The sequence below is a fragment of the Cerasicoccus frondis genome (assembly GCA_031296915.1).
Lineage (GTDB): Bacteria > Verrucomicrobiota > Verrucomicrobiia > Opitutales > Cerasicoccaceae > Cerasicoccus > Cerasicoccus frondis.
Genome location: JAVDPC010000004.1, coordinates 229,979 through 253,784 on the forward strand (window position 1 = coordinate 229,979; position 23,806 = coordinate 253,784).

Annotated in this window: 28 protein-coding genes; 5 read left to right on the forward strand and 23 right to left on the reverse strand. The window is 57.2% G+C overall.

Translation table 11 applies throughout. The features are described from left to right. Nucleotides 1-53 precede the first annotated feature (53 nt). The 14 genes from RBB63_RS04870 to RBB63_RS04935 all read right to left on the reverse strand — a co-directional run bounded on the left by RBB63_RS04870 (nucleotide 54) and on the right by RBB63_RS04935 (nucleotide 10,027). Nucleotides 54-833 (reverse strand): tRNA threonylcarbamoyladenosine dehydratase, encoded by a 780-nt coding sequence (locus RBB63_RS04870; protein WP_309381660.1) that lies wholly within the window; start codon nucleotides 831-833, stop codon nucleotides 54-56. 115 nt (nucleotides 834-948) lie between these two features. Next, nucleotides 949-1,272 (reverse strand): hypothetical protein, encoded by a 324-nt coding sequence (locus tag RBB63_RS04875; protein WP_309381662.1) that lies wholly within the window; start codon nucleotides 1,270-1,272, stop codon nucleotides 949-951. A 281-nt stretch (nucleotides 1,273-1,553) separates the two neighbouring features. After that, complete coding sequence (locus RBB63_RS04880) at nucleotides 1,554-2,495, reverse strand: lactate/malate family dehydrogenase (protein WP_309381664.1); 942 nt, start codon at nucleotides 2,493-2,495, stop codon at nucleotides 1,554-1,556. A gap of 45 nt (nucleotides 2,496-2,540) precedes the next feature. Beyond that, nucleotides 2,541-3,614 carry a class II aldolase/adducin family protein gene (locus tag RBB63_RS04885; protein ID WP_309381666.1) on the reverse strand — a complete coding sequence of 358 codons (1,074 nt, stop codon included), beginning with the start codon at nucleotides 3,612-3,614 and terminating at the stop codon, nucleotides 2,541-2,543. A gap of 3 nt (nucleotides 3,615-3,617) precedes the next feature. Then, nucleotides 3,618-3,923 (reverse strand): EutN/CcmL family microcompartment protein, encoded by a 306-nt coding sequence (locus RBB63_RS04890; RefSeq protein WP_309381668.1) that lies wholly within the window; start codon nucleotides 3,921-3,923, stop codon nucleotides 3,618-3,620. Nucleotides 3,924-3,985: 62 nt separating this feature from the next. Next, nucleotides 3,986-4,243: a EutN/CcmL family microcompartment protein gene (locus RBB63_RS04895; protein WP_309381670.1), complete on the reverse strand. Its 258-nt coding sequence runs from the start codon at nucleotides 4,241-4,243 to the stop codon at nucleotides 3,986-3,988. A 114-nt stretch (nucleotides 4,244-4,357) separates the two neighbouring features. Continuing rightward, complete coding sequence (locus RBB63_RS04900; protein WP_425503869.1) at nucleotides 4,358-5,824, reverse strand: aldehyde dehydrogenase family protein; 1,467 nt, start codon at nucleotides 5,822-5,824, stop codon at nucleotides 4,358-4,360. Between the two features lie 97 nt (nucleotides 5,825-5,921). Further along, nucleotides 5,922-6,230, reverse strand: coding sequence for a EutN/CcmL family microcompartment protein (locus RBB63_RS04905; RefSeq protein ID WP_309381674.1), 309 nt, complete (start codon nucleotides 6,228-6,230; stop codon nucleotides 5,922-5,924). A gap of 113 nt (nucleotides 6,231-6,343) precedes the next feature. Continuing rightward, nucleotides 6,344-6,640 carry a BMC domain-containing protein gene (locus tag RBB63_RS04910; RefSeq protein WP_309381676.1) on the reverse strand — a complete coding sequence of 99 codons (297 nt, stop codon included), beginning with the start codon at nucleotides 6,638-6,640 and terminating at the stop codon, nucleotides 6,344-6,346. Nucleotides 6,641-6,722: 82 nt separating this feature from the next. After that, the gene (locus RBB63_RS04915) at nucleotides 6,723-7,907 is read right to left on the reverse strand and encodes an acetate/propionate family kinase (protein ID WP_309381678.1); all 1,185 of its coding nucleotides are present in this window, start codon (nucleotides 7,905-7,907) and stop codon (nucleotides 6,723-6,725) included. A gap of 116 nt (nucleotides 7,908-8,023) precedes the next feature. Further along, nucleotides 8,024-8,302 (reverse strand): BMC domain-containing protein, encoded by a 279-nt coding sequence (locus tag RBB63_RS04920; protein ID WP_269542168.1) that lies wholly within the window; start codon nucleotides 8,300-8,302, stop codon nucleotides 8,024-8,026. Between the two features lie 29 nt (nucleotides 8,303-8,331). Further along, on the reverse strand, nucleotides 8,332-8,601 hold the full coding sequence (locus RBB63_RS04925; protein WP_309381680.1) for a BMC domain-containing protein: 270 nt from the start codon (nucleotides 8,599-8,601) through the stop codon (nucleotides 8,332-8,334). Between the two features lie 110 nt (nucleotides 8,602-8,711). Then, nucleotides 8,712-9,380: a phosphate propanoyltransferase gene (gene pduL, locus RBB63_RS04930; protein WP_309381682.1), complete on the reverse strand. Its 669-nt coding sequence runs from the start codon at nucleotides 9,378-9,380 to the stop codon at nucleotides 8,712-8,714. Between the two features lie 152 nt (nucleotides 9,381-9,532). Next, complete coding sequence (locus RBB63_RS04935; protein ID WP_309381684.1) at nucleotides 9,533-10,027, reverse strand: hypothetical protein; 495 nt, start codon at nucleotides 10,025-10,027, stop codon at nucleotides 9,533-9,535. A 656-nt stretch (nucleotides 10,028-10,683) separates the two neighbouring features. Between RBB63_RS04935 and RBB63_RS04940 the strand changes: the two genes are divergently transcribed. Continuing rightward, nucleotides 10,684-11,376, forward strand: a complete 693-nt coding sequence (locus tag RBB63_RS04940) for a metallophosphoesterase (protein WP_309381686.1) — start codon at nucleotides 10,684-10,686, stop codon at nucleotides 11,374-11,376. A 13-nt stretch (nucleotides 11,377-11,389) separates the two neighbouring features. Here RBB63_RS04940 and RBB63_RS04945 read toward each other — a convergent pair whose 3' ends face one another. Further along, nucleotides 11,390-11,842: a type II secretion system protein gene (locus RBB63_RS04945; protein WP_309381688.1), complete on the reverse strand. Its 453-nt coding sequence runs from the start codon at nucleotides 11,840-11,842 to the stop codon at nucleotides 11,390-11,392. A 241-nt stretch (nucleotides 11,843-12,083) separates the two neighbouring features. On the opposite strand from RBB63_RS04945, the gene RBB63_RS04950 reads away from it, so the two are divergent. Continuing rightward, the gene (locus RBB63_RS04950) at nucleotides 12,084-12,347 is read left to right on the forward strand and encodes a hypothetical protein (RefSeq protein WP_309381689.1); all 264 of its coding nucleotides are present in this window, start codon (nucleotides 12,084-12,086) and stop codon (nucleotides 12,345-12,347) included. A gap of 13 nt (nucleotides 12,348-12,360) precedes the next feature. On the opposite strand, the gene RBB63_RS04955 is transcribed toward RBB63_RS04950, so the two are convergent. Then, the gene (locus RBB63_RS04955) at nucleotides 12,361-12,912 is read right to left on the reverse strand and encodes a type II secretion system protein (protein WP_309381691.1); all 552 of its coding nucleotides are present in this window, start codon (nucleotides 12,910-12,912) and stop codon (nucleotides 12,361-12,363) included. A gap of 363 nt (nucleotides 12,913-13,275) precedes the next feature. Here RBB63_RS04955 and RBB63_RS04960 point away from each other — a divergent pair, with 363 nt between their 5' ends. Both RBB63_RS04960 and RBB63_RS04965 read left to right on the forward strand, forming a co-directional pair. After that, nucleotides 13,276-14,535, forward strand: coding sequence for a diaminopimelate decarboxylase (locus tag RBB63_RS04960; protein WP_309381693.1), 1,260 nt, complete (start codon nucleotides 13,276-13,278; stop codon nucleotides 14,533-14,535). Then, nucleotides 14,535-15,380: an inositol monophosphatase family protein gene (locus RBB63_RS04965; protein ID WP_309381695.1), complete on the forward strand. Its 846-nt coding sequence runs from the start codon at nucleotides 14,535-14,537 to the stop codon at nucleotides 15,378-15,380. The genes RBB63_RS04960 and RBB63_RS04965 overlap by 1 nt, the downstream gene beginning before the upstream one ends. Nucleotides 15,381-15,468: 88 nt before the next feature. Here RBB63_RS04965 and RBB63_RS04970 read toward each other — a convergent pair whose 3' ends face one another. From RBB63_RS04970 to RBB63_RS04980, 3 genes are all read right to left on the reverse strand, one after another. Further along, nucleotides 15,469-16,086: a hypothetical protein gene (locus RBB63_RS04970; RefSeq protein WP_309381697.1), complete on the reverse strand. Its 618-nt coding sequence runs from the start codon at nucleotides 16,084-16,086 to the stop codon at nucleotides 15,469-15,471. Between the two features lie 61 nt (nucleotides 16,087-16,147). Further along, nucleotides 16,148-17,503 (reverse strand): MBL fold metallo-hydrolase, encoded by a 1,356-nt coding sequence (locus RBB63_RS04975; protein WP_309381699.1) that lies wholly within the window; start codon nucleotides 17,501-17,503, stop codon nucleotides 16,148-16,150. Between the two features lie 59 nt (nucleotides 17,504-17,562). Then, nucleotides 17,563-17,967: an ApaG domain-containing protein gene (locus RBB63_RS04980; RefSeq protein WP_309381701.1), complete on the reverse strand. Its 405-nt coding sequence runs from the start codon at nucleotides 17,965-17,967 to the stop codon at nucleotides 17,563-17,565. 89 nt (nucleotides 17,968-18,056) lie between these two features. On the opposite strand from RBB63_RS04980, the gene RBB63_RS04985 reads away from it, so the two are divergent. Continuing rightward, nucleotides 18,057-18,731, forward strand: a complete 675-nt coding sequence (locus tag RBB63_RS04985) for a MarC family protein (RefSeq protein ID WP_309381703.1) — start codon at nucleotides 18,057-18,059, stop codon at nucleotides 18,729-18,731. Nucleotides 18,732-18,740: 9 nt separating this feature from the next. On the opposite strand, the gene RBB63_RS04990 is transcribed toward RBB63_RS04985, so the two are convergent. The 4 genes from RBB63_RS04990 to RBB63_RS05005 all read right to left on the reverse strand — a co-directional run bounded on the left by RBB63_RS04990 (nucleotide 18,741) and on the right by RBB63_RS05005 (nucleotide 23,633). Further along, nucleotides 18,741-19,214 carry a hypothetical protein gene (locus RBB63_RS04990; protein ID WP_309381705.1) on the reverse strand — a complete coding sequence of 158 codons (474 nt, stop codon included), beginning with the start codon at nucleotides 19,212-19,214 and terminating at the stop codon, nucleotides 18,741-18,743. Between the two features lie 95 nt (nucleotides 19,215-19,309). Next, nucleotides 19,310-21,442 carry an ATP-dependent zinc metalloprotease FtsH gene (gene ftsH / locus RBB63_RS04995; RefSeq protein WP_309381707.1) on the reverse strand — a complete coding sequence of 711 codons (2,133 nt, stop codon included), beginning with the start codon at nucleotides 21,440-21,442 and terminating at the stop codon, nucleotides 19,310-19,312. A gap of 30 nt (nucleotides 21,443-21,472) precedes the next feature. Then, nucleotides 21,473-22,894, reverse strand: coding sequence for a tRNA lysidine(34) synthetase TilS (tilS, locus tag RBB63_RS05000; RefSeq protein WP_309381709.1), 1,422 nt, complete (start codon nucleotides 22,892-22,894; stop codon nucleotides 21,473-21,475). Between the two features lie 88 nt (nucleotides 22,895-22,982). Next, a complete protein-coding gene (locus RBB63_RS05005; protein ID WP_309381711.1) occupies nucleotides 22,983-23,633 on the reverse strand; it encodes a GOLPH3/VPS74 family protein in 651 nt (216 codons plus the stop codon). Nucleotides 23,634-23,806: the final 173 nt, after the last annotated feature.

Sequence of the window (23,806 nt, forward strand, 5' to 3'; positions counted from 1 at the left end):
TAAAAAACCTAGCGAAAATAGGCAATTCACCCCAGCAATGTTCCCATTTGAACCTATTTCTCGCTGGCCACAACTAAATCTATCGCCACTGAGGCCGCGATGAAGCCCATCGTGCCTGTCACAAAACTCGCCGTGCCGAAGCCTTGATCGCAGTTGAGCCGCAGGGACGCGCCCTCCTCCTTCGTCGCGCAGACCGTGCCATCGCCCCAGGGGAAGACCGGCGGCTCGTCGGAATACACACACGGCACCTTGAACTTCCACCGGCGCTCGCGCGGGAAATCATGATCGCGGCGCAGTTGCTTGCGCACCTTGGCCAGCAGGGGGTCGCCAATCGTGCGCGACAAGTCCTCCACCTTGACGAGTGCGGGATTCTTGCGCCCACCGGCCCCGCCAACGGTGACCAGCGGGATGCCGCGCTGGCGGCACTCGGCGATCAGGCGGCACTTGTTGGCCACGGCGTCTATGGCGTCCACCACCACATCGTAGCCCTGGCTGAGCAACTTGTCACAAGTGCCGTCGGTGAAAAAAGTCGCCTCGCAATTGATCTGGCACTCCGGGTTGATGCGGCGCGCGCGGTCAGCGAGCACGTCGATCTTCAGCTTGCCGACCTCGCCATCCATCGCGGGCAGTTGGCGGTTGACGTTGCTCAGGCAAACGTCGTCCAGGTCGATGAGCGTGATTTGCCCAATGCCGGTGCGCGCCAGGGCTTCCACGGTCCACGAGCCCACGCCGCCCACGCCCACGACACAGGTGTGCAGCGTGCGCAGCTTCTCCAGATTTGCGGCGCCGTAAAGTCGGCCTATGCCGCCAAAGCGGGTGTAATAATCACTCATCGATGCCAGTTCTCTTAAGCAAACGGCCTACAGTGCAAGCCTAGGGAGCGTCCGGGAATTAAAAATGTTATCCGGCAAAGGTGGAGCCCGGTGTCCCTACCGGGCTTGTTCCATCCTAAAGGTTTTCCCGAGAGGCAATAGCAAGCCCGGTAGGGACACCGGGCTCCACCTTTTCAACAAACCCACCAGTGTTTTCTGTCAAAACCCACTGGGGCAAACTGCCAGAATCCACAGGGGCAAACTGACAAAACCCACTGGTGTTTTCTGCTGAAATGCCCCAGTGTTTTGCGACACAACCAACCAGTGTTTTCCAACACAAAACACCTAAGGGTTCCGACACAACCAACCAGTGGGTTGCGACAGAAAACACCAGTGGATTTTCACGAAAAACACAGGTGGCTTTTCGCTGATCGCTGAGGGTTGTTAGAGCACTTTTCATCTAGATTGGCCGATCAGGCCGCAGTGATTTTTCGTGTTCAGCAAGGCGGCTTGAGCGTCGCAGGCTGGAAGCCTGTGAGCGAAAAGCCAACAACGCTGGCGCGGAAAAGCACTCGGTTTTGGGCTTGGGGACAGATTGGAAGTTCGCGGCGTTGGCATTTCAATCACGGGCTTACAGCCCGCTCAATCAAAGCCGCCTTGCGCTGCATCCAATCTATACCCCACCTGAATCGGCCAATCTAGATGAAAAGTGCTCTAGATGTAATCCAACCCCATACTCGCTTACGCCTCACTGGCCAATGTGCGTAAATCCCTCTGCACGCGGCGGGCGGCTTGGCGTAGCGCGGCTTCTTCCTTCGGCCAGAGTTTTACATCGATCACCGCGCCAGCTCCTCGCCGACCCACTTTCGTCGGCAGCGCCAGGCAAGTCTTGCGCAGGCCATAGCGCGGCGTGCGGAAATCGTGGCACAGACTCACCGGCAAAACTTGTTGCGTGTCGTGGACAATCGCCGTGGCGACTTCGGCCACCGCAGCGGCGTTGGCCCGGTAGGCGCCCCCCTTGCCCATCGCGATCGCGGTGTCAGCCGTGCGCGCGCGTTGTTCCACGGCGTGCTGCCAATTGTGCTCCCAGGGCTTGAGTGCGCTGATCGATTCACCTGCAACTTTTGCGCCGGACCACAAGGGAACCATCCCCTCGCCTCGCACGCCAATCGCGTTAATCGAGACCTGCTCCAAACTCACTGACAACGCCTGCGATAAACCAACGCGTAAACGCCGCGCATCGACGACCGTGCCCATACCAATGACGCGCTCTGGCGGCAGCCCTAGATAACTGACCGCCATCGCGGTTAAGAGCTCCGCCGGCTCGGCCGCAATCAGGATTACGGCGTCCTGCTTCACCCCTGCCTGCTTGAGCTGCCCCAGTTGCCAGCAGAAATGGCGCAGGTAGCGGCGCGCAAGATCGATGCGCGGCTCCTTACTTTGCGATGCAAAGCCTCCTGCGAAAACAATCAAATCACTTTGCGATGCAAAGTTAATTTGCGTTGCTGAGTGAATAACAACGTTTCCTTCCAAGAACGACTCCCGCAAGTCTTGTATCTCCGCTTCGGCCAGCTGGCCTTGTGCATCGAGCAACGTGAGTTCGCGAAAGAGACCGCGCTCTAAAAAGGCCGCGACCACGGCGCTTCCGAGTAACCCGGCTCCACCGATGACCGCGGCTTTCATCTGAAGGAAGTGATTAAAGGAAAAGGAAAAGTCCTTTTCCCCGATCTAGCCGTTCAGTTGTTGTAAAATCATGTCGGTCACCTTTTGCACCAGCGCTTCGGCGTCGTCACCGGAGGGCTTGGCGGCAGGGGCCGACGGCATCGAGCAGACCACACCGGGGCGGAACTCGGAGTTGTCGCAAAGCTCGCACTCCTTCATGTCCTCGCGGCGGTCCGGCATACCCAACTGGCGACGAATCGCGATCAGCTCCTTCAGCTTGTTGCCGCCGTAGGTGTTGAGCCCGTGACCGAGCTGCGAAGCGATGTAAATGGTGTTACAGTAGGCCTCAGTGTTTTCCATCTTCCAGTAGGCGTCTTCGACGTCCTTGCCCCAGGTGATAACACCGTGGTTTTGCATGATGATGGACTGGTGCTGCGGGGCCAGCTCGCCAACGGCCTTGGCGTTCTCGGGCGTGCCCGGCGTCTCGTAGCGGGCCAGCGCGATCTCGCCCAAGAACACTTCGGGCTCAGGGATGAGGCAGGTGGGAGGCGCGACGCCGGCAATCGCAAACGCGGTTGCGTGAATCGGGTGCGCGTGCACGCAGCTCTTGGCATCGGACGTAGCCTTCATGATCGCCAGGTGCGTGTTAACCTCCGACGTGCGCTTGCGCGAACCGGCGACCTGGTTGCCATCAAGGTCGACCATGCAAATGTCTTCCACGTCGACAAAGCCCTTGGAGATCAAAGTCGGCGTGCAGAGCACGAGGTTGTCCCCCACGCGGACGGTGATGTTGCCGCCGTTGCCATCGCAGTAATTCTTCGCCCAGATGCGGCGGCCCATGTCGCAGATGCGCTCTTTGATCACGCGCAGTTCCGGCGAGTTGAAGTAAGCTTGGATCGCCTCGTAGCCCACGGGATCGGCGCCGGGCTTCCACTTAAATTCGTAGTCCGGCACGACGGGCTCGACCTTCGACGCGGGTGCTGCGCTCGGTGCGCGCCCCTTGGCCTTGCCGCTCTTTTTGGCTTCGCGGATGGCGTCCTTGGCGGAGGGGGTCAGGACGGCGTTGTCGGGGATGGCGCACAGGCCTTTGCCGCTGGCCAGCAGCGCTTCAACGTCTTTACCGGTGAATACTTTTTTCATGATTTAAAGAGTGTGGGTCGAGCCCTGGTAAGTGATTTCATCGATCAACGCGCAGTTAAACGCATCGACCGGTGTCGGTTGGTCAAAGGTTGCGGAAGCCTCCCCCCCTTCGACAAAGCCAATGACGTCGCCGAGACCGCCGCCCATGTTGTCATAGACAACCACGTCGGGCTGGCCGGAAACCGGCGGCAGCTCATCGCCGCGAATGCGCGCCTTGTCCATCGGGCTGACCAACAGGAAGCGGCCGGCCTTGTAGGACGGATCGCTGTCACTGAGGGTTACTTTGCCGATAACTTTGCCGAAGCGCATTTGGGTGAAAGTTCGAAGGTTTGAAAGTTTGGAGGTTGGGAGGTTGGGAGGTTCGAAAAGTTTTAATCGTCTTCGATGGCGAGGATCATGTTGCGAATCGGCGTCTTATCGATGCCGAGGAATTCGCGCACGCCCTTGCCGTCGGTGGTGATGACAATCTTCGAGCCAACGCCCGCGCCTTGCGGATCGATCGCCATCACGGGCTGGCCGACTTCGTTATCCGCCTCGTCGATCGGCTGGCAAATGAGCAAACGCCAACCGCGCATGGTCTCATGACACATGGTGCTGACGACGTTGCCATCTACTCGGGCGCGGATCATTGGGAGGAAAGGTGTGGAAGTTTTGAAGTGTTGATGTGTGGAGGTTATATCGTGGCTTTGAGTTTGGCAGGAACTTCAACACGTCCCCACTTCAACACCTCTACACTTTGAAATTTAATACATCTGGAGAGAGTCCACCAAGACGCAGCGGCGGCGGCGGGTAAAGGTGTCGGGCGTCGTGATGCCTTCGCCGGTTGTCGTGGCGATGGAGAAGCTGGAGTAGCCCTCGCCGCCGATCCCGAGGCCCGCTGTGCAGGCGCCGTTTTTCACAAACAATGTGGTGTCGAGCGCGCGGGCCATCTTGCCCATACTGGTCACGTCGGTGGAGTGGATCATCGCCGAGTGCTTATAGCCGTGCTCGGACTCGACGGCCATTTCGATCGCGTGGTCGATGTCGCGGGCACGGATGACAGGCACCATCGGCATCATCTGCTCCTCAACGACAAAGAGGTGATCGGCGTCGGTTTCTGCAAAAAGCATTTCCGTGCCAGCGGGCGCGGACGTGCCGGCGATTTGCGCAAGCTTGGTCGCATCGGCGCCAACGAGGTCGCGGTTCACGACAGGGTGCGAGCAGCCGCCGCCATCACCCTTGAAGGTGAAGGCAACCTTGGTCAGGCGATCCAGCTGCGCGGTGTCGAGCTGGAAGGCGCCAGCCTTCTTCAGCGCAGCAATGAACTGGCCGTAAACTTTCTCGACGACGAAGATTTGCTTCTCGCCGATGCAGAGCAGGTTGTTGTCGAAGGCGGCGCCAAAAATGATATCGCTCGCGGCCTTGTCGAGGTCGGCGGATTCGTCGATAACGACAGGCGGATTGCCCGGGCCCGCGCAGATCGCGCGCTTACCGCTCTTCATCGCGGCGTTGACCACACCAGGGCCACCGGTCACGCAAAGCAGGTTTACATCGGGCGATGCACAAAGCTCGTTAAAGCTGTCGAGCGTTGGCTTCTCGATAATGGTCGCAATGTTCTCAATGCCGATCTCGGCTTTGATGCGCTTATTGAATTCGCGGACTGCCACCGCCGCGCACTTCGCGCCGCCGGGGTGCGCATTGAAGACAACCGTGTTCCCCGCAGCCACCATGCTAACGATGTTGCAAGACAAAGTCGGGATGGAGTGCGTGACAGGCGTGATCGCGCCGATGACGCCGAAGGGCGTATTCTCTTCCATCGTGATGCCATGGTCACCGCTCATGCCGCGCGGCGCGAGCCACTCAACGCCGGGCAAATTCGGGATGCCTTCGAGCTTGGCAATCTTGTGCTCCAGGCGGCCAATCTTGGTTTCGGCAAACTCCAGCTCTCCCCACTCGACGGCCTTCTCGGCGCACGTGTCCTTAATGATCTTAACGACCTTCGCGCGGCCTTCGATGCCGAGCTTGCGCAGCTTCTTCTGGGCTTCGCGGGCAGCGGCGGCGGCGTCACTAGCCGTGGTAAAAACGCCGAGGTCACCATTGGCGCAAGCGCCGTTGCAAGAGCAACCACAGTCATCCTTTTTCGATTCAGTCGGCGCAGCGGCGCCTTGCTCCTGTAGCTTGCGCAGCACATCGGCCACGACGCTCTTCAGGGCGGATTCATCGATTTGCAAACTCATGGGGATTTATAAAAGGTTCGAAAAGTGCGAAGGTTGGGAAGTTCGAAAAGTTAAGTTGCTTTGTGTTGCAGAGTTACTTTCCGACGCAGAGTTATTTGGCCTTGTAGGTTTGCGTGCCGAGGACATCGACCGTGTCGACGATACCGACGACGGCGCAGTCCACCGGCAGCGGCTTCATACCCTCGGTTGCGCGGGCGGAGCTGCCCTGCACGAAGAGCACCATCTCGCCCTTGCCCGCGCCCAGCCCATCCACGGCGACTACCGTATTGGAGCCGTCGCGGAACTTGGTCGGGTCTTCCGGATCGACCAATTGCGGACGCAGCAGGAGCAGCTTACGCCCCTTCATTTTGTCGTCCTTCTTGGTCGCCACGACGTGGCCGATGACTTTCGCGAGAAACATAGGGAAATTAAAGTGAGCAAATTAAAAATTAAAGTTGGAGGCAGTCTTCGGAGGGTGCCCGCGATTGGGAGCAACCCTCTTTAATTTGCTCACTTTAATTTTTAATCTCCAATTTACTTCTTTGCCTTGGCTGGGGCCGAAGGGAGGACCTTGGCGATTTCGTCTGCCGGGCGGGCGATGACGTGGGCGCTGACCACTTCGCCGAAGGAAGCGGCGGATTCGGCGCCAGCGTCGAGGGCTGCCTTTACGGCGGCGACGTCGCCAACGATGGTTGCGCTAACGAGGGCGCTGCCGACGCTCTTCATCGGGCCGACGAGCTCGACGTTGGCGGCCTTGAGCATGGCGTCAACGCCTTGCACGAGCGAGATAAGTCCCTTGGTTTCGAGGAGTCCGATTGCTTGAGATGCCATTATATTTATTGGTTTGAAGGTTGGAAATGTTCGAAGGTTCGAAAGTTGATTGTTCGAAGGTGGAAAGTTAGGTGGTGTTTTTTTAAACGGGTTGCGCGGCGAGGAAGCGGGAAACTTCGCGCGCGATGACCAACTCTTCGTTGGCCGGGATGACGTAGGCTTTGACGCGGGAATTGGCTGCGCTGATTTCGCCTTCGTCGCGGGTGGCGGCGTTGGCCGCGGGGTCGAGGGTGAGTCCGAATTCTTCGAGGCCGGCGCAGACTGCGGCGCGGAGAGCGGCATTGTTTTCGCCAATGCCGCCGGTAAAGCAAATCGCATCAAAGCCGCCCATCTTAAAGACGAAGGAGCCGGCCCAGTGGCGAATGCTATCAACGAGGTGGTCGATGGCGAGTTGCGCGCGTTCGTTGCCGCCTTCGGCTGCTTCGAGCACATCGCGCAGGTCGTTGCTGACTCCGGAAATGCCGAGCAGGCCGCCTTCCTTGGTGAGCTGTCGTTCGCACTCCTCAACGCTCAGGCCCTGCGTCTTCATCATGTAGGGCACGGCCATGGAATCGAGGTCGCCGACGCGATTGTTTTGCGGCAAGCCGCTCTGCGGAGAGAAGCCCATCGATGCGCCAATCGCCACGCCGTTCTTGATGCCCGTTACGGAGCTGCTGCCGCCGAGGTGGCAGGAGATCACGCGCAGCGGTTTGCCGTCGATGGCGGTGTCGCCCTTTTGGTAAAGCGCTTGCACCTTTGCAGCCACGTCTTCACGGCCGATGAGTTGCGCGGAGCGCTCGGCAATGAACTTATGGCTGGCGCCGTGGAAGCCATAACGGCGAACCCCGGCATCATGCCAACTTTGCGGCACAGAGTAAATCGACGACGGCTTCGGCACCCACTGATAAAACGCGGTTTCGAAGAGCGCCACCCGGATAACGGACGGCATCACCTGCGCAAACATGCGAATGCCGTTGGCGTAAGCCGGGTTGTGCGCAGGAGCAACTTCCTTGAAGCCTTCCAGCGCAGCGAGCACCTGGTCGTCCGCTTCCACACAACCGCTGAGATCCTTGCCGAGCACGGTCTTAAAACCGACAGCGTCGAGATCGCCTTCGCCGGTTAAGTGGCCGTCCTTTTCGAGCGTCGCCAGGCAATCTTCGATCACTGGCGCAAAGTCTTCGACACGCTCATAACCGCCCTTGGCCAGCAAGCGTTCAGCGCCGCCCTCTAATTGATAGAGGCGGTATTTGAACGACGTGGAGCCGAGGTTGGCGACGAGGATTTTCATTTTAAGAAATGATGAATTCAGAATTATGAATTATGAAATTAGCATGCTGACGTGTAGCGGATAACTCTCACGTCTATCCCCTTTCATAATTCAGCATTCATCATTCATCATTCAAATTAGCCCATCCAGTTGCCGAGCTTGGCGAGGTCTTCGTGCGGACGTGGGATGACCTGCACACCGAGCACGTCGCCCACTTGGGAAGCGGCTTCAGCGCCAGCGTCAACGGCAGCCTTAACGGCAGCGACGTCGCCCACGAAGAACGCGGTTACGATGCCGGAACCAATTTTGTCCCAGCCGCTCATGGTTACATCCGCCGACTTGAGGGCGGCGTCACAGGCTTCGAGAAGAGTAATGAAGCCCTTGGTTTCGATCATGCCTACAGCTTGCTTAGCCATTTTGATGTCTTTCTTAAGGTGTTAAAAATTTAGAGTGTGAACTGCTTGAGCAGGTCGCTGTGCGGGCGGGCCATAACGTTGGAGGAGACGAGCTCGCCAACCTTGTCTGCGGCTTCAGCGCCAGCTTCGACGGCTGCCTTTACGCTGCCGACGTCGCCCTTGCAGAGGACCGTTAAGAAGCCGCCGCCGATGGATACCTGGCGCACGAGCTCGACGTTCGCGGCCTTAACCATCGCGTCGCTGGCTTCGACGCTGCCCACGTAACCGCGGGTTTCTACCATTCCGAGTGATTCGCTCATGATTTATTTATGGGTTTGTAAGGTGTGTAGGGTGTGTAAGGTTTGTAGGGTGAGTAAAGTGGCCTTGGTTTTCGCATTATGCACATTTCCAACATTACTCACGTTACTCACTATTTGATCAGTTCGACGTGGCTTTCGGGGGTGAGGCCGCAGGCGTTGCCTTCGTCGGTGTCGATGTGGACCTCGAGTTTAAAGTCGGGCTTCACGCGGACAAAGATTCGGTCAAAGGTCACGCCAAGTTCGCCGCCCACGCGCATCTTCATGTAGTCGCCCTGCTTGACGCCGTAATGTGCGGCGTCGTCCGGGTGCATGTGCACGTGGGGCGCGGCGCGGATGACGCCTTCGTCCAGTTCGAGAAAGCCAGCGGGGCCCATCAGCATACAGCCGGGTGTGCCCTTGATGTCGCCGGATTGGCGAACAGGAATCTTGTAGCCCATCGCAATCGAGTCCGTGTAAGCGAGCTCGACTTGGTTCAAGTCGCGGCACGGGCCGAGGATGCGGAGGTTCGAAATAACGCGGCTGCGCGGGCCGACCATGGTCACGGATTCTTCCGCAGCGTATTGGCCCTCTTGGTAAAGCCACTTCATGGGCTTCAGCTCGTGGCCCTTGCCGAAAAGAATCTCCACCGCTTCCGGCGTCAGGTGGCAGTGACGGGCGCTGACGTTAACCACCAGCGGATTCGGGCCCGAAGACGGCGCAGCCATGCCGAGTTGCGAATAGACACTCTCGCGGACCAGTTTTTCGATTTGGGAACGGGAAATAGCGGGATTGGCGCTCACTTAATTCGGGGTTTAAATTGGAGGTTTTGAAAAAGTATGACCAAAATCTTCCAAAATCTTCCAAATCGTCAAGCAAAAAGTTTCATCCGTTCGTCTCAGCAACAAAAAAAGCGCCGCAAAACGACGCCAATCGCTCATTCGCTAGAGCAGCTTTAAAACACCAATGCGTTCAGCTCTTCCTGAATGCGCACGAGCGCCATCGGATCGGGATCGCTGGATTGCACGGCGTATTCCTGCTTGGAGCGGACATGCAGGTAGGTTTGCACGCCATTCTCCGGACGGCCCTTGGAGCGCAGGATGCGCTTACGCTCCAGAAGCAAGGCCAGCACTTGCTTAAACAGCTCGCGGTCCTCCGCAACCTCTGCGCCATCGGCCTCAAACATCGACAGAAACAGCTCTTCGCTCGTGGCCAAGGCATGGGCGCGGGCTTCCTTTTCTTCTTCGCCGCGCGGCTTCACCTCCCGGCCCCATCGACCGAGCACGGCCTCTGGACGCGGGAAGTCATCTACTTTGGCGGCAGCGACATCGGCGCGCTGGAGTTGGCCCTCTTCGTCGCGGTAGAGAAAGCAGACGACTTCATCGCCGATCTCAAAAGCTTCTCCGGATACGGCGCATTCGCGCGCGAGAGGTTTAATCTGCCAATCCATGACGCTGAGCATTTTTTCGATTAAGCCCCTTCTCTCGCAAGGTAAATGTGCGGCTTCCAGCATTTTATAGTCGAGCCAAGCGACTGGTCGCCCATAAATATTTTTCCAAGCGCTCTCTATTATTCACCTGACCAGTTACGCATACCCGAACCAGGAGCAGCGTATTCGCAAAGTGAAAACCGCCATGGCCGTCCTAAGTCGCCATCTGGAACCACCCCAAGCCAAAACGTTGAAAACCAGCATCGGCAGCGGCCACATGAGCGCCTACTTCGGTGAGCAATTTGCCTCTCTGGACAGCTAGGATGCGATCGATAAACGGCAAGAGTCCGAGGACTACCCAATCGATTCCACCAATTGAAGGCGCTGCTACAGCAGCACACGACTGAGATTTTGGATACGCGCCATCTATTGTGAAGCATCCCAGCTGATTATCAATATTCGGACAAGCCCGGGCCGTTGAAGCTGGTTAACTGGTTGCCCATGCCAATTCTCAAAAAGCTCACGCATATGATGCCTTCATTCTTCGTCATGGCTCGTAAACCAGCCTAGATGAAGCGTATTCGGAGTGCATTATGTGAGTAGCTTTGACTTGCGAAACCAACGTTGTGTGAAAAGGCTATTTGGATTTGGTGCTTTTCTGCTAAACTCAAACATTGGTGACACATCCCGGGAAAATTTACGCGATTGGCGACGTCCATGGCTGCAGTGACGAACTGCAAGACTTGCTCGATCTCCTGGAATTAGGTCAGCACGACATGGTTGTTTTTGTGGGCGATCTGATTAACCGCGGCCCCAACTCCAGAGAAGTGCTCCGCATTGCCCGTGAGCTATCAGGCAGTTATTGCCTACTGGGGAATCACGAACTGCGACTATTGCGCTACCACGAGTCAGAAGACCGATCCATCCTCAAAGACTACGACTGGGAAACCATCCCCAAACTGACCGACGAAGATTGGCGCTTCATGCGCGAATTTCACCTGAACTTGCATTTCCCTGGGCTGAACACCGTTATCGTCCATGGCGGCTTCCTGCCCAATGTCCCTTGGGATGAGCAACCAGCAGACGTCGTCACCCAGATTCAGGTCTATAACAAAAAGACAGGCGCCTGGGGCAAGAGAGCAGATGTCTCAGGCGGCGAAACCTGGATGAAATACTGGCAGGGACCACCCTTTGTTGTCACCGGCCATACGCCACGATCAAAAGTCATCCGCACCAAATCAGCAATCTGTATTGATACTGGTTGCGCATATGGCGGGAAGCTCACCGCCTATGAAATCACCGGCGATAGAATCATCCAAGTAGACGCCCGTAAGACCTACGTGGAAAAAACGCTCTCCGCTTCAATTTGATGCAGCGAGCATCTCAGGGCGCAAGGATGAGCACATAGGCCTCCCCATCTTTTTGGAATCGGCCCATACTCAAATTTCCATCGTCGATAATCGCATCCACTTGTTGGGCTTGATCATCGTCCAGAAACGATTCGACGATGGCGACGCCAGCCTGATAGGTCCCATTCTGAAAGTTCCAATCGTAACGGCCACCGACAACGGTGCGGGCCGAAAAGGATGATCCTGTAATGTAGCCGCCCATTCCTTCGGGCAACTCGCCAGCATTTGCCTCCGGGGGCCACTTCCCCGCATCAAGTGAATATTGCTCGAAGCCCGCGCTAAAAGTCTGCAAATCCCTGGCCAATCGGGAATTCTGGGCGCCAATCCGCGCCTTCTGAAAAGCTGGCATCGCCATGATCGCCAGTAATCCGATGATCACCACTAAAGTCATGATTTCCACCAAGGTGAAACCTGCTGCCCTCTCCATCCAAGCCAAACGACGTCGCTTCGCATTTTGGCGATAAACAAAGGTAAGCTCCTGACCTCTTATAGCGTGACGAAGAAAATGCATAGTGATGCCGATTCTCAGAAAGCCTATACGTAAAGCCTACCCCTCATCCCCACAAGCAGTTAATTAAAATAGAGACAAAACCATGCGTGCTTTCCACGGCCCAATGACTAAAAAAAACGCGGGCGCCCTTGGGAGTGTTTTCAAATAAAAACTGTTGATGGAACGAGTAAAAATGAATGCAGCGCAAGGCGGCTTGAACGAAGCGCACTGCGAGTGCGTGAGTGAAAAGCCAACGCTGCGACCTTTCATTTTGACCGTTCAGGCCCGGATGGCTTTTTCCCATCAGCTTCGTTACCTTTCGGCCGAAAGGCTTCCAGCCTATTCAACCTCAGGTGCCTCGCTGATGGGAAAAATCCATGCCGCCATCAAAAGCTTTAATTTGAAAACACTCCCTAACGCCCGCGTTGCGGAAAGTAAGTGATCTCAGGCTACGTTTACTGCTCAAGGATTAAAGCATACGAATCGCCAGTTGCTTGAAAACGACCTGTTCCCAAATCACCATCGTCGAGAATTTCATCGATCATGACCGCTTGCTCGTCATCGAGATTAGATCCACGGATACTGACAGCCACGCCTCCAGAAAAACCGCCACCCGGCCCTTCCCAGTCGTAATTGCCACCGTAGATCGTCGGCAGATTAAACTTATCAGCAGCAATGTATCCATCCATGCCAGCAGGCAGAACGCCTTCGGTTTCGTCGTCCGGCCAAGCGCCGTGTTCCAGACTGTAGGTTTCGAAGGCGCCGGAGAACTGACGCAGATCATTGGCGAAACGCGTGCTTTGAGTACGCATGCGGGCGCGTTGAAAGGCTGGCATGGCAATCGTTGCCAACAGCCCGATGATGACGACCACGATCATGACTTCCAGGAGCGTAAACCCCCGACTAGGGCTTGCTTTCAAGCCAACAGATTGGTCATCCAGGGGCGCAGGTTCAGTAATTTGGGATGAGGCGCTGCGCCGGGCGCGGTCCCGTTGGTTGATACACATTGGATGTTCTGAGTTATGATGTTTATGATATGCATAATGGCCCAATAGGGCTGGTATAATATAGGGCTCCTAACTTACTCATTTTCAGAAAACCCCACAAGCGGCATCCAAGGCACTGCCTGAGGAGGAGCCCTAAGTAGGGCCTAGCCCTACCGCAATACACTCTATTCCAATGATTTCCACACTTCGAAAAAACTGGTAAAAATCATTACAGCATCCTATTCGAGGATCAATAGAACCCCATTTTTCGGATTCCATGCGCCGAGAGCCCACTACAGACACTCCCCAGTCAAAAGCCCTCGTAAATCCAAAACAGGCTGGAAAAATCAGCGAAACTAGTCCTTGCTGGTCCTCTTTTTCATCATGGAAACCTTGCGCAACACCTCCGCCGCACAAGCCCTCGCTGCCCGCGAGGCTTACGGAACGCCGCTGTACCTCTATTCAGCAGAAGCTCTGGAAACGCAGGCCAAACGCGCTCTTGCCTTTCCTCATGCCTTCGGGTTGACCGTTCGCTACGCGATGAAGGCCGCGCCGAACGCCGCCATCCTCAAGCGCTTTACCGCCCTCGGCCTGCACATCGACGCCTCATCCGGCTGGGAAGTCCGCCGTGCGCTCAAGGCAGGCGTGCCCGCAAGCAATATCTCGCTGAGCACACAGCAAATGCCCAGCGATTTTGACGCGCTCCATGCGGAAGGCATCAAGTTCAACGCCTGCTCACTCGCCCAGCTCGAACGCTTTGGCGAGCTGTTCCCAGGGCAAGCCTGCGGCGTGCGCTTTAATCCAGGCCTGGGCTCTGGCGGCACCGGCAAGACCAATGTTGGCGGCCCCCACTCCAGCTTTGGCATTTGGCACGAATGGGCGGACCAGGTGGAAGCAATCGCCGCCAAGTTCAGCCTAACGATCGAACGCATCCACACCCACATTGGCTCCGGCAGCGACCCAGCAGTGTGGGAACGCGTCAGCCACCTCAGCCTGGCGCTGGTTCGCCGTTTTCAGGACGTGACGACCCTCGACCTCGGCGGCGGCTTTAAGGTCGGGCGCATGGCCCACGAGCAGTCTACCGACCTCCAAGTCATTGGCCAACCGGTCAAGGAAGCGTTCGAGAAGCTGGCTGCTGAAACCGGGCGTAAGATTCACCTTGAGATCGAGCCCGGCACGTTCCTGCTCGCCAACACCTGTTCGCTCCTCATGACGGTGCAGGACATCGTGTCCACCGGCGGCCCTGATGGCCGTGAGTTCCTCAAGCTTGACGGCGGCATGACGGAAATTCTGCGCCCCTCGCTCTACGCAGCGCAGCACCCGATCGTCATTGTGCCGGAGCATGAAACTGCTGATACCGCAGAGTATCTGGTGGTTGGCCACTGCTGTGAATCGGGCGACGTGCTCACCGTCGGCGCAGATGATCCCGAGTCACTGCAACCGCGCGAGTTAACCAAGGCGGCCGTGGGCGACCTCTGCGTCATCGAAGGCGCTGGCGCCTACTGCTCCGCCATGAGCGCAAAGAATTACAACAGCTTTCCCGAGGCCGCTGAAGCAATGCTCGAAGCCAATGGAAGCCTACGCCTGATCCGTCGCCGCCAGACTTTGGAACAGATCCTGCAAAACGAGGTCGATGGCGAATAATGGGTAAACTATCGACCAAGTTGCGCCGCGATCCGGCAACCGCCACCCGGCACCGCATCAATGCCGGGCGTGTGGCCGTACAGCAGCAGGTTGATTTCTTTCGCCGTCAATTTGGCTGTGTCGCCAGTGACTGGAAGGCCGACGACACTCGCGTAACCTTTGCTGACTTCGCCATTTCGGAAAAGCTATTCGCCGAGCTGCGCGGCTCATTTCCACAGGATGACTTTTGCAGCGAGGAATCCAGCCCCGAGGACGAACTACTCGCGTTGGAGGCGGAGTTCTGCTGGGTGCTCGATCCCATCGACGGCACGAACAACTATTACTTCGGGCTGCCGATGTGCGCCATTTCACTCGCGCTACTCAGGAGAGGCGAGCCGATCTACGGCTTTGTTTACGACCTTGCCCGCGACAAACTAATCGAGGGAGGGCCTGAGTTCGGGGTGTTGGATGGTGCAACTAAGGCAAACGCCAAGACCACGGACCTTACTCGCCATAGCATCATTGGCCTGCATTTTCCGCTCAGCCCCAATGAAACCGAGCCGCTGCGCGAGTGGCTGGAAACTTACCGCGTGCGCTCATTTGGCAGTAGCACCCTCGTGCTGACTTACGCGGCGCTGGGAAAGATCGACGGCTGTCTGGACACTCGGGTAAAAGTATGGGATATCGCGGCGGCCTATGCATTGGTGAAAGGCGCCGGTGGCGAATTCCACTGGTTTGACGAGCCAGCCTTCCCCATGAAAGACTTTAAGGTCGATCAACCCAAACTACGTTTCGCGGCAGGCTCAAAAGCATTTGTCCAAGCGGCAGCGAAGCTGCAGCTTGGGAGGAAAAAGGAAAAAGATTAAAGGAAAAAGTTTCCACCCAAAGAAACGAATGAGGCGCATTCTAAAAGTGCGCCTTCGTTATCGAGTTAACTTTTTCCTCACTCCTCCCCTACTTAAACACGAGCGTCTGGCTGATCAATTCAAAGCCGGGCAGCGCATTAGGCAGGTCGTCGGACATGTAAAACTCGGTAACGAGCAAGCCCTTGTTCTTGCCGGGTATCACCGTGGCGAAGACGCGTAGACCGCCAGGAAAGAGATTCATCACTTTGCCCTTCAAGTGCTTCCCCTGGCCGGTGTACTTGCCCCAAGTGTCAAATTTCGCCTCCGAGTAGGTATTCACCGCAGTTCCATCGAGCGCAATCAACACATTGCGCATGGTGTTTTCGAGGTCCATTTCGGAATTGGCGTCGAAGATCTCGATCATGATGTGCGAAGCGCCGCCCGTCTCGATCGTGAAGAGCTTGTCGGGATCGTAGTCGGCCTGATGGCTCGCAATAGTCCACTCCTTGGGATAGCTCAAACTGAAGGCCGGACGATTGATGGTCGCCAGGTCAGACTGCGACCACGAGCCAGCCTCTTCGAGCACCTCCTGTCGATCATCTTCCGGATCGTCAAAAAAGAAAGCCAGTGGCAAGTGATAGGCGCTCGCAGACGTCAACGCAAAGGCGCCAAATACCAACGGAAAGAAAAACTTGGACCGTAAAAGGCTGCTAACTGACTTACCCATCACCAATTAGCCCAAGATATAAAGAGTCCCCCCCGGTTCAAACCTTAATTTTAGATTAAATTCAGACAGGGACTCCCTCATTCGGCTGCAAGTCGTGTATTTGCAACTTCGGATTTGCGTCCATGAGCTCGTCAAAAAACCAGGCTCTGGCGTCCGGATCGCCATGAGTTAAAGCCACTGCGCGCGGGTCCAGCGAATGCGCGAACTGGAGTAACTCATCCCGGTCCGCGTGGCCACTGAGATCAAACTGCTCAATGTGCGCGCGGACAGGCGCTGCATGGTCGATTACTGAAAACAGAAAGCTCTCTCCTTGCGCTGTCGCCAGCAGTTCACCTCCCGGAGTTTCCGGGTCGCAGTAGCCCACAAAGCAAATCGTATTCGCGTGGTCATCCAGCATTGCTGCCGCCGCGTGGTAGGAGGGCGTGTGCTCCACCAACATGCCGCTGGACAGCACATAAATGCCTTTTTGCCCCGGACTGTTGCCCGGCTTGAATGGTGGCGGAGGCTGAACCTTGAGCTGCTTGAGCACCGAACGTCGGAAATGCACGCCGCCGACCTTACGCGAAATCGCATCGAAGTAATCGACAATATCCATGCCCAAGCCTGCGCAAAAAATGGGGCATTCTGGCAGCTTGCCCGCCTGCCGCGCATCGTGGAGCAGTTGCATCACTTCCTGCATGCGCCCCAGGGCGAACACCGGAATCAAGGCGCAACCACCGCGGGAAATCGTGTGCGCAAGGGTATCGATCAGCCGCTCGACTTCGCTTTCGCGGGTGCGCTCGGGCACGCGCCCCTTGGCGCCGCGAGTGGTTTCCATAATCAACGTATCCGTCGCTTCGATGGGAAAATCCGCGCCATCAAGCGTGGCCTGCGCGCCAAACATGACGTCCCCCGTGAAGAAAATCCGCCGGTGTTTATAAACGAAACTCACCCCTGCCGCCCCGGCAATGTGCCCGGCGCGGTGCAACGTGAAGGTCAACTCCTCGCCATCACGCTCGATGCTGCGCGGCTGGCCATAGGTCAGGCCAACCAGCGCCCGGTCCACTTCGTCCACTTCGGCAAAGGTGTAGAGCGGCAAGTCGACGTTGCCCAATTCGTCGCGCTGGCGCTTCATCACGTTGACTGAATTGCGCAACATGCGCTGGGCCAGCATTTGCGATGCGCGGCTGGTCACGTAGAGCGCCTCCGGATGCTGGCGGCACACAATGGGGAGCGAACCCAGGTGATCCAGGTGGCAATGCGTGAGCACGACTAGGTCCAGCGGCCCATCCCCCAACAAATCGAAGTTCGGCGTGGATTCCCGACCAACGCATTTGGGATCGAGCCCGGCGTCGATCAGCACGCGAAAGGGGCCAATCTCCGCCAATAGCGAGTTCGCGCCAATACGCCGATGCCGGCCTAAGTCAGTGAGTTGCATGAGACCTGAGTGTGAATCATTTGCTCGCTGAGTCGATGGTGGATTGTTGGTCAAATTACTCAATTGTAGTCGCTGGGGATGTTCATTTCAAAGCGCGGGATTCGGGTAAACACCGCACCGCCCAATTCGTCAAGCCCATGAAACGCGCCTTGGGCCGCCGCATTCTGATCGCTCACATGATAGCTGTTGTAGGAAAAGCTTTCGCCCGGAGCCAGCCGTGGGGTTTTCTGGACAATTTTATCGCCCTCCACCACGAGCTTGGAACCATCGGCATGCTCGATGACCCATTTGCGTCCCAACAACGTAACCGCGCGGTCGGATAAATTATTGATCGTGATGAAGTAGATAAACGCGTGACTGCGACCGTCGTTCGGCTCATCGATTTTCTGATAAACGATACGATCCACCTCAACCCGCAGGCCGGGCAATTCCAGTGCGTTTTTCTCCGGTTGGCTCTCGGACATAAACTATTACTGAGCAAGTTCTTCACCAGTTGCAATCCCTGCATTAACCGAGTGCTCAATCGGTGAGCTGACCTTGCCCCTTGAATCTGATGAGCAGACATGATTGGTTAGAAAACGTGTTTGCCGTGATCGAATATTTCTTCTTCGCCTTTGTGTCGCTATTCGTGATCATTTCGCCGATCTCGACGGTGCCGCTCTTCCTGGGCATGACGCCGGACAACACGCCCGAGGAACGAGTCGGCATGGCGCGCTTCGCCTGCATACTCGCGGGCTGCGTCTTGCTGACCTTTGCCATCCTCGGCGAACTACTATTTAACGCGCTCGGCATTACTCAGGCGGCCTTTCAAACGGCGGGTGGATTGCTGATTTTCCTCATCGCAGTCGACATGGTGCTGGGCAAAGACCCCGCCCCATCCGCAGTGATGACTCCCGAAGACAAAGCCGCCGGCTTGCGCAAAAACGACATCGCCATCACTCCACTGGCCATCCCAATGATCTCCGGCCCCGGCTCCATTTCCACTGCGGTTCTCCTGCAGAGCAAGGCCATCGGTTGGGCGCAGTATCTCGCACTCGCGCTCGCGATTGCAGCAGTCAGCTTGGCGTCCTACACGATTTTCCGCTTCGCCGCTTTTGGCGGCCGCTGGCTGAATCCGCTGATCCTGCGCATCGCCAAGCGACTGATGGGGCTCTTGCTCGCCGCCGTCGCTGTGCAATTCGTGTTCAACGGCGTCTTAGCCTCGGGGTTGTTTCCCAAGGCCCCCTAGGAACGGTGACTACTGCTTGGGTTTGAAGACGATTGGGTCCTGAGGCTCGATGCTAAGGCTAAGCCTACGGCCCTCGTCCAGCTGATATTCTTTCCGGTCGCCCAGCGGCATCTCACCGCGCAGAAGGAATTCCTGAGTCGCAAAGGCAAGACAGGCGTCTGTCGACGCAGCGTCTTTGTATTTAAGCCCGCGCACCACGAGCAAGCAGCGGTAGGCGCATTGGCCATTGGTCTCAGTGACTTTGGCGGTAAAGATTGTCCCGTGCTGCAGATCGGCCTCCCCCTCTATCGCTTCCTGTCCCATGGTGAATGTGGCTGACTCGCCAGACTTGGTGACGATGGTCGGGCCCGCGATGCGGCGGCTGTTCGATTCATCCAAGATGTCGTCCTGCCAGACCTCAACGTGGATTTTTAAAAGTTGGCCCATCGCGGGCAATGTCAGGCTACAGAACGCCAGAGCGAGAATGCAGGATTTCCAGTTCATGATAGTTTCTAATTTACCGCTGATAACTCATATTTCCAAATATAAAAAAGCCGCTGACTTTCATCAGCGGCTTTCGGTAATAAAGTTGTCTCGGTTTACGCGGGCATCCCTGCCGGAGCGGCGCCGGGGAGGCCTTCGTCGCCGTCGTCTTCCTTGGTCTTCGGCTTCTTGGCGGGCTTCTCGGCTTCCTCTTCCTTTTCGGGCGGAGGCGTGGTGTTGTTGATCACCGGAGAGCGCAGCTCGCCAAACTCGAGGATTTCGTGGACGTGCTTGCCGTCGATCGTCTCGTATTCGAGCAGGGCTTCGGCAATGCCTTCGAGGGCCTTGCGATGCTCCTCGATGATCTGCTCAGCGCGCTTGTATTGGGCGTTGAGGATCTTCTGCATCTCGGAGTCGATCTTGCGGGCGGTTTCCTCGGAGTAGTCCTGGTTGCGGGTGATTTCCTTGGCCAGGAAGATGTGCTGCTGGTTTTCGCCTAGGGCGATCGGGCCAAGCTCGCTCATGCCGAGGTCGCACACCATGGTGCGAGCGGCGCGGGTGGCTTGCTTGATGTCGCTGGATGCGCCACTGGAGAAATCGCCCGTTTCGAGCTCTTCGCCAATGCGGCCTGCCATGCAGCAGCAAATGAAGTTAAGGATGTCGTTCTTGGTCTCGCCGAGGACTTCCTTGGTCGGCGTGAGCATGGCCATGCCGAGGGCGCGTCCGCGCGGAAGAATCGTCACCTTGTGCAGCTCGTGATTCTTGCTCTTGAGGACGGCTTGAACGAGCGCATGGCCGGCTTCGTGGAAGGCGGTGGAGCGCTTGTCTTCCTCGTCCATGAGCTTGCGGCGCTCGCGGCCGTAGGCGATCTTGTCGCGGGCTTCTTCGATGTCGGCAGTGTCGACTTCGGTCTTGTCCCGACGGGCGGCCACGAGGGCGGCTTCGTTGAGCAAATTCGCGAGGTCGGCGCCAGAGAAACCTGCGGTGCTGCGCGCCACACGACCGAGGTCGATGTCGCGCGCCATCTTGATCTTCTTGGCGTGCACGCGGAGAATTTCTTCGCGCCCCTTGAGGTCGGGCAGGTCGATCAACACTTGGCGGTCAAAACGGCCGGGGCGCAGAAGCGCCTTGTCGAGGACGTCCGGGCGATTCGTTGCGGCGATGATGATGATCCCTTCGTGACCGTCAAAACCGTCCATCTCGACGAGTAGTGAGTTGAGCGTTTGTTCGCGCTCGTCGTTGCCGCCGCCTAAACCAGCGCCACGCTGGCGACCGACGGCGTCGATTTCGTCAATAAAGACAATGCAGGGCGCGTTTTTGCGGCCTTGCTCGAACATGTCGCGGACGCGCGCGGCGCCAACGCCGACGAACATTTCCACGAAGTCCGAACCGGAAATGGAGAAGAAGGGAACATCCGCTTCACCGGCCACAGCCTTGGCGAGGAGCGTCTTACCAGTGCCGGGGGGGCCCACCATGAGCACGCCCTTGGGCACCTTACCGCCGATCTTTTGGAACTTCTTCGGGTCCTTGAGGAAGTCGACCACTTCGGCGACTTCTTCCTTGGCCTCATCACATCCAGCCACGTCCTTGAAGAGGAAGCGTTCCTTGTCACGGGTGAGCAGCTTGGCGCGGCTTTTGCCGAAGGACATAGCGCCCTTGCCGGCCATCTTGAGCTGACGCACAAAGAGGAAGTAAATCAGGCCAATGATGATCAGGAACGGCAACAGGTTGACCAGAATTTCCATCATCACCGTGCTGGCCGGCTTGGAGACGACCTTGTAAGGCGCATCCGGGTTGGTCAGCATATCGTAACGGGAATCCGTCAGCTTGCCTGAACAGGTAAATGGAATCAGATCACTGTTTTTGGCCGTGGTCGGGATGACATTGTTCTTGTTAGAACTGTCTTCCGTGGAACCAGTGCTGGAGGTCTCAGCTTTGGCATCGGAATCAGCGGCAGCTTCCACCGGCTTGGCGTTGGGATTCTTGAGCGTGCCCCACATAGCATACCACTGACGACCGCCACTGGGGTCCTCCTTGAGGTAAAGCTCGTTCAGCTCACCGTTTTCCGCTTTGCGGATTAGCTCAGTCACGGTCAGCTGCTCCGCGCCAGTCGGTTGACCGGGCGAGAAGCGCCATAAAAGGACGATAGCAGTAATGACCGCCAGCCAGATAAAGATCATCTTCGGATGAAATGATCCCGGCGGCGGATTTTTCTGCCCGTCGTTGCGTTTTTCTTCGTTGTCGCTCATTTAATGGGTAAAAAGAGTATCAATAATCACCTAGAAAGCCCGGTAAGTCAACCATAGAGCCGTTTTGCATTCCGGTTGAATGCTGACGCTATCACTGGGGGGTAGACCGGGGACCCAAATTATATCCCCGTTGGCATCACAGACCACCGGCAGACGCTTTCGTTCCCTTTCTGGAATTTTACGGTCGGTAAAACAATCCTGCAGCTTGCGGCGCCCGGGGCTGCCCAAGGGGCGATAACGATCTCCTGGTTGCCATAAGCGAACCGTGACGCGCCCTGCGCCAATGGTCTCGGTTTTCAAAAACACCTGCTCGGACTCGGAGAACTCGCCACTGCGGATTGCGGCGTTAAGCTTGGCGTCGAGATTTGCCCAACCGCACATAAGCATACCGGCGTCCGGCAAGGCCAGACCTGCGCCTGGAGTCAAGGTGCGCGGCGACCAGCTCGGCGCGTATTCATCGATCCGCAAGCGAATGACGCCATGATCATCGGCCACCAGGAACTTGCTCTTCCCCACACTGAAACGCAGGGGCTCTTCCTCGATCCAACTGAGTAAGAGATCATCGACGGCGCCAGCCGAAAGATTATCCAACAACTCCATCCTCGCCAGCCAGCGGATGAGGGCGCGACGCCACAAAGCCCGTGGCTTGCCGCGCAAGCCATTCGCCGCAAGGTGATCCTTGTGTTCCTTGGCCGGATAGACCGACTCCAACCAACTGTCGAGCGCATCAGCGTCTTCCTCCAACAGCTGACGCACCCGGATGGCGCCTTGCAGTGGATCGCTGGGACTGGCCTGGACCAACGCTGGCCAGACATCATTGCGAATGCGATTGCGAAAGTAGTCGCCGCTCTGATTACTGGCGTCTTCGCGCCACGGAATATCCATGGCCCGCAAACCGGCAACGATTGCCTCACGCGACCATTCCACCATCGGACGCAGGTGCACGGGGCTGTTGCGCGCGGGTTGGCTCACCGGGCGCGGCGCCGCAAAGCCATCAGCGCCAGACCCGCGGGTCAGGCGCATGAGTTGGGTTTCAGCCACGTCGTTGGCGTGCTGGCCCAAGCAAACAATGGCGCAATCGGCCTCTGAGAAAAATTGGAGCCTCGCCGCGCGTAGCTCGGCTTCCCCGACTTTGGCGCCTTGCGCAAACGCCGCCTGCCCCAAGCGAAACTCCAAGCCCAGCCCCTGGGCGACTGCTTGCACAAAGTCGGCGTCAGCGTTGGCGGCTTCACCGCGCGTCCCGTGATTAAAATGCAGGACACGCAAACGGCCACGACGCTGCGGATACCGCGCCCACAAGAGCAGGAGCAGCGCCAGGGAATCCGCCCCCCCCGAACACGCCACGCCCCAGCTGACCTTAAATTGGTCGATGACGTGCGTTGTCGCAGGATGAAGCGGCTCAGACTTCCAATAGTCCGCCAGCCGCAAGGCTTGTTGAAACCAATCCGTCACAAGGGGAAACGATGAGAGAAGCTGCGGATTTTGCGATAAAAGGCGGGCTGGCGTCAAAGCTTTGGCGAAAGATTTACAGATGAGGCGCTTAACCAGCTGCCAAGTCCAGTAATTCCTTGTCGCGGGCAGCGCGGACGGCGTCCACAATCGCAATGCCCACCAAATCCATGGCGGCAAGCTGCTGGAAGCGGCTTTCAAATTCATCACGCTCTTCTTCGGAGAAAATCTTGCGCTGCAAACGGCAAGCCTCCACCAACGCCAAGAGCGCGGCTTCCTCCGGGGAGGGAATTTCCTCCGGGTTGAGCACCAAGTCGCGCACTTGCTGGATGACATCTGCCCGCGCGCGCTCATCCGCCTGTGGATAAACGGGGGCCTTGAGTTTGCGCACGAAGAAGATCTTGTCTTTCTTTTCGAGAATCTCCTCGTCCACGAGCTTTTCCAGAGTCTTGGAAACAAGCAACGTGCCCTGCAGAGCCAGGCGGCCAATCGCTTTGCGCAACGGGATTTCCTTGTCGCCCTCACGCACCACCTGCAAGGCGGAGTTGAGTAGCGGACGCTGCGGATAGTTTTCCTCCAGCACAATGATCTTTTCCGCATCGGAGTCGATCAGGTTGCGAAAAGTCATCTCCAGCAGAAAGGCGCCGGCGAGACCGATCTCCAGCGACTTGCGCGGAAGGGCGTGAAATTTGCCGGTTTTGGGATCCAGTGCGAGAATGAGTAGCTGCTCGGCGAATGTCATGTGTCGCAGTGAAGCGATTTTCGGCCTCGGCGGAAAGCTTTTTTGTGGGGAGTTATTCAGGCAGAAAAGACTAGATCGATTGAATTCCCGCAGGAAAATGATCGTCGCTACTGGAAATTTTTTCGCATTCACTGCCAATCCATCTATCCCCTTCTGCCTTCTACCACCTGCCT